Origin of the sequence: uncultured Campylobacter sp. (assembly GCF_938045205.1) — a bacterium.
GTDB lineage: Bacteria > Campylobacterota > Campylobacteria > Campylobacterales > Campylobacteraceae > Campylobacter_B.
Map to the genome: position 1 here is coordinate 1 of NZ_CALIMY010000007.1, position 3,029 is coordinate 3,029.

Annotated in this window: 4 protein-coding genes; 3 read left to right on the top strand and 1 reads right to left on the bottom strand. The window is 51.2% G+C overall.

Going from position 1 to position 3,029, the window contains the following annotated elements:
• The first annotated feature begins 352 nt into the window (after nt 1-352).
• Both rbfA and Q0198_RS00440 read left to right on the top strand, forming a co-directional pair.
• A complete protein-coding gene (gene rbfA / locus Q0198_RS00435) occupies nt 353-718 on the top strand; it encodes a 30S ribosome-binding factor RbfA (RefSeq protein WP_297893742.1) in 366 nt (121 codons plus the stop codon).
• On the top strand, nt 711-1,130 hold the full coding sequence (locus Q0198_RS00440) for a ribosome maturation factor RimP (RefSeq protein WP_297893746.1): 420 nt from the start codon (nt 711-713) through the stop codon (nt 1,128-1,130). The genes rbfA and Q0198_RS00440 overlap by 8 nt, the downstream gene beginning before the upstream one ends.
• A 591-nt stretch (nt 1,131-1,721) precedes the next feature.
• Here the strand turns inward: Q0198_RS00440 and Q0198_RS00445 are convergent.
• On the bottom strand, nt 1,722-1,976 hold the full coding sequence (locus Q0198_RS00445; protein ID WP_069435689.1) for a hypothetical protein: 255 nt from the start codon (nt 1,974-1,976) through the stop codon (nt 1,722-1,724).
• A gap of 537 nt (nt 1,977-2,513) precedes the next feature.
• Here Q0198_RS00445 and Q0198_RS00450 point away from each other — a divergent pair.
• Nucleotides 2,514-3,029 (top strand): bifunctional diaminohydroxyphosphoribosylaminopyrimidine deaminase/5-amino-6-(5-phosphoribosylamino)uracil reductase RibD (locus tag Q0198_RS00450; RefSeq protein WP_297893750.1); only part of this gene is annotated, 516 nt, incomplete at its 3' end.

Consider the following 3,029-nt stretch of genomic DNA (forward strand, 5'->3'; position numbering starts at 1 on the left):
ATGGTCAGCACGAGGAATTTAAAATTTAAAAGCAAAATTTCAAAGCAGGGCTTGTGCCTTTTAAAATTTAAGAGCGAAATTCTAAAAAGTGCGGCGCCGCTCGCAGTGTCTGTGCGCAGCAAACCGCTCAGAATTTAAATGGACGCTCCGGCGTGACGCAAGCCGCGTCAAATTTAAACAGACCGTGTCGCCGCAGGACGGATATTTCGCCATGTCGAAGCGAAATAAAATTCCGTGCCGTCGCGAGACGGACGCTCCGCTGCGACAAAGCAATAAAATTCCGTCATCGCAAGACGCAAAATAAAATTCCATCGCCGTATAATCTGCGGCGATTTAAGATAGCGAGGTAAAGATGAATCCGACCGAACTTAGAAGACTTCGCACGCAAAGCGTGCTAAAGCAGCTCATCCCCGAAGCGCTCGCGAGCCTTGAGGACGAGCTTTTGCGCGGGCTGTGCGTCACCGACGTGGAGTGCAAGCGCGGGCGCTATGACGCATTTGTGTATCTGGATAAAAATGCCTTCGACGAGCGCGAGCAGGAATTCGTGCTCGAAAAGCTCGGCCGCGTGGCGAGATATTTGCAAAACTTCTGCGCCGAGGCGGAGGGCTGGTACCGCTGCCCCGCGCTTCACTTCAAATTTGACGACCGCTTGGAGTATCAAAACAAAATGGACGATCTTTTTGACAAAATAGAGGAGGAGCTGCGCAAAAATGGTTGATTTAGAGGCTTTTGCGCGCGAGTGCGGCGTGCAGCTTTACGACGTGGAGACGGTGAGCGAAAACGGCAAAACGATCTATCGCATCAGTATCACGAAAGCGGGCGGCGTGGACCTGGACGACTGCGAGCGGCTATCGAGGCTGCTTTCGCCGATTTTTGACGTGGAGCCGCCGCTTGAGGGCGAATGGACGCTGGAGGTCGGCTCGCCTGGGCTTGAGCGCAAGCTAAGCAAGCCGCAGCATTTCGCAAACTCTGTGGGCGAGCTGGTGCGCCTAAGCTGCACGGACGGGCAGAAGCTAAGCGGCGAGGTGCTAGACTGCGAAGGCGGCGTGCTTAGGCTACGCACGGACGACGGCGAGGCAAGCGTGCGACTTGACGAGATCAAAAAGGCGCGAACCTACGTGCAGTGGTAGCGGCGAGGTTTTTAAAGCTCTGCGTGCAGCTTTGAAATTTTGCGAATGAGGCTTTAAAATTTGCCGCGCGGGATTTGTGAGTTTGAAATTTCAGCTCCGAATTTTGAGGTTTAAATTTTAAAATTGCTTTTGAAATTTATAGCTCCCGGTTGCTTTTGACAGCTCCTTGTTGCTCTTGATCTCTTGCGGCGCTCGGCGCAAAATTTTAAATTTCCGGTGCCGTTCGCCTGTTTTAAAATTTATGTTACGCCGATAAAAGGTAATTTTCCGCGCTACTAGGCGGCGCTTTTAAATTTCACGCTGCGTCGCTAAAAGATAAGTTTTGCACGACATTTGCGCGTTGCTTAGGAATTTTTACGTCGCGCTAAAAGGCGGCTAAATTTAAAATTTACGCGCTGTTTTGCTACAGTAAAATTTCGCGCCGAAATTCCGCCCACAATTTTGAATACAAATTCCCGCGTTAAATTTCGCCGCAGAATTTTAGGCGGTTAACTTTTATCGATAAATTTAACTTTACAATTCCACGAGCAGAGATTTGCGCGCCGCTCATCTGATAATTGAAATTTCGCCAAGCGGCGCGGATGTTTGCGACTACGAAGCGGAGATGCCGATCGTGGCTAGTAGTACGGGCGACGTCATGAGCCCTACGATCGTAAGGATCCACGCTAATATCGCTATTACGAGCGAGGCTTGCTTTTTGACGGCTTGATAGGTCGCGGCGATCGCACACAAAAACGCAAGCGGAACAAAGACGATACCTAGGAAAAATATCCCTAAAATCGCAAAGACTATGGAGAGTATCCCAAGCACGTTTGATTGGGGTTGAACGGTCGGTTGTTCAGACATTTTAATCCTTTGAAAAAAATTATGTAATTCTACCCCCCCCCTGAATTTGAGCTGAAATTAAGCCGTGCCTTTTGGGGCTGTATATTCACGCTCGATTGCGGTTCTGCCGTGCGCCTATTAAAATTTTACTTCGCAAAGCCGGCTTTTCCGCGCTATCGGCAGACGCTCTTTTGCACGATAAGCGTAAAATTTTGTGCCGTTCGCGCGCGAAACGGACGCCGCAAAATTTACGATTTAGGATAAAATTCTAAAACCTGTGGTAAGATTTCACAGTTTCGCTTCCGCGCGGAATTTCTCTCAGGCACATACGGCGCGCGGCTTGTAAGCTCCGATAAATTTGGCGTTTAAAGCAAGCTTGGCTCTTGCAAGTGGGCTAAGTGCGAGCCGGCGTCATCCAGCGCAGCGCGGATGAGCGCAGGTGAGCTAGTCGGTTTACACCCGAGGCGCGATTTGCTGGGAGTAGGCGAGTTCTCCGCTCTGCCGTAATTTTGCTAAGCAAGCGTGGCGGAGCGGGACAATTAAAATTTTGGATTTTGTATGAACGACGAATTTTATATGGATTTGGCGCTGCGGGCTGCGTGGCGCTATCAGGCTCTGGCGTTACCCAACCCCGCCGTGGGCTGCGTACTTTTAGATAAGGGCGGCAGAGTTCTTGGCATAGGTGCGCACAAAAAGGCGGGCTTTTTGCATGCCGAGGCAAACGCCGTTTTCGCCGCGCTGTGCGATTTGGACGCAAATTTCGCGCAGGATTTCGCTTGCGAATACGCCCGCAAATTCGGCGTTAAATTTCAAAACACAAAAGCCCTAAAAAGCGCGCTTTTGCAGCCGAGCTTCACCTATGATTTTATCTTAAACCGCCACGGCGGGCTTTTGCGCGGCGCGTGCGCCTACGTCACGCTTGAGCCTTGCGCACACCGCGGCAAGACCCCATCTTGCGCCGAGCTTTTAGCAGAGCTAGGACTATCGCGCGCGGTAATCGGCGCACGCGATACGAACGCGCAGGCTGCGGGCGGCGCAGAAATTTTACGCCGCGGGGGCATAGAGGTGAAATTT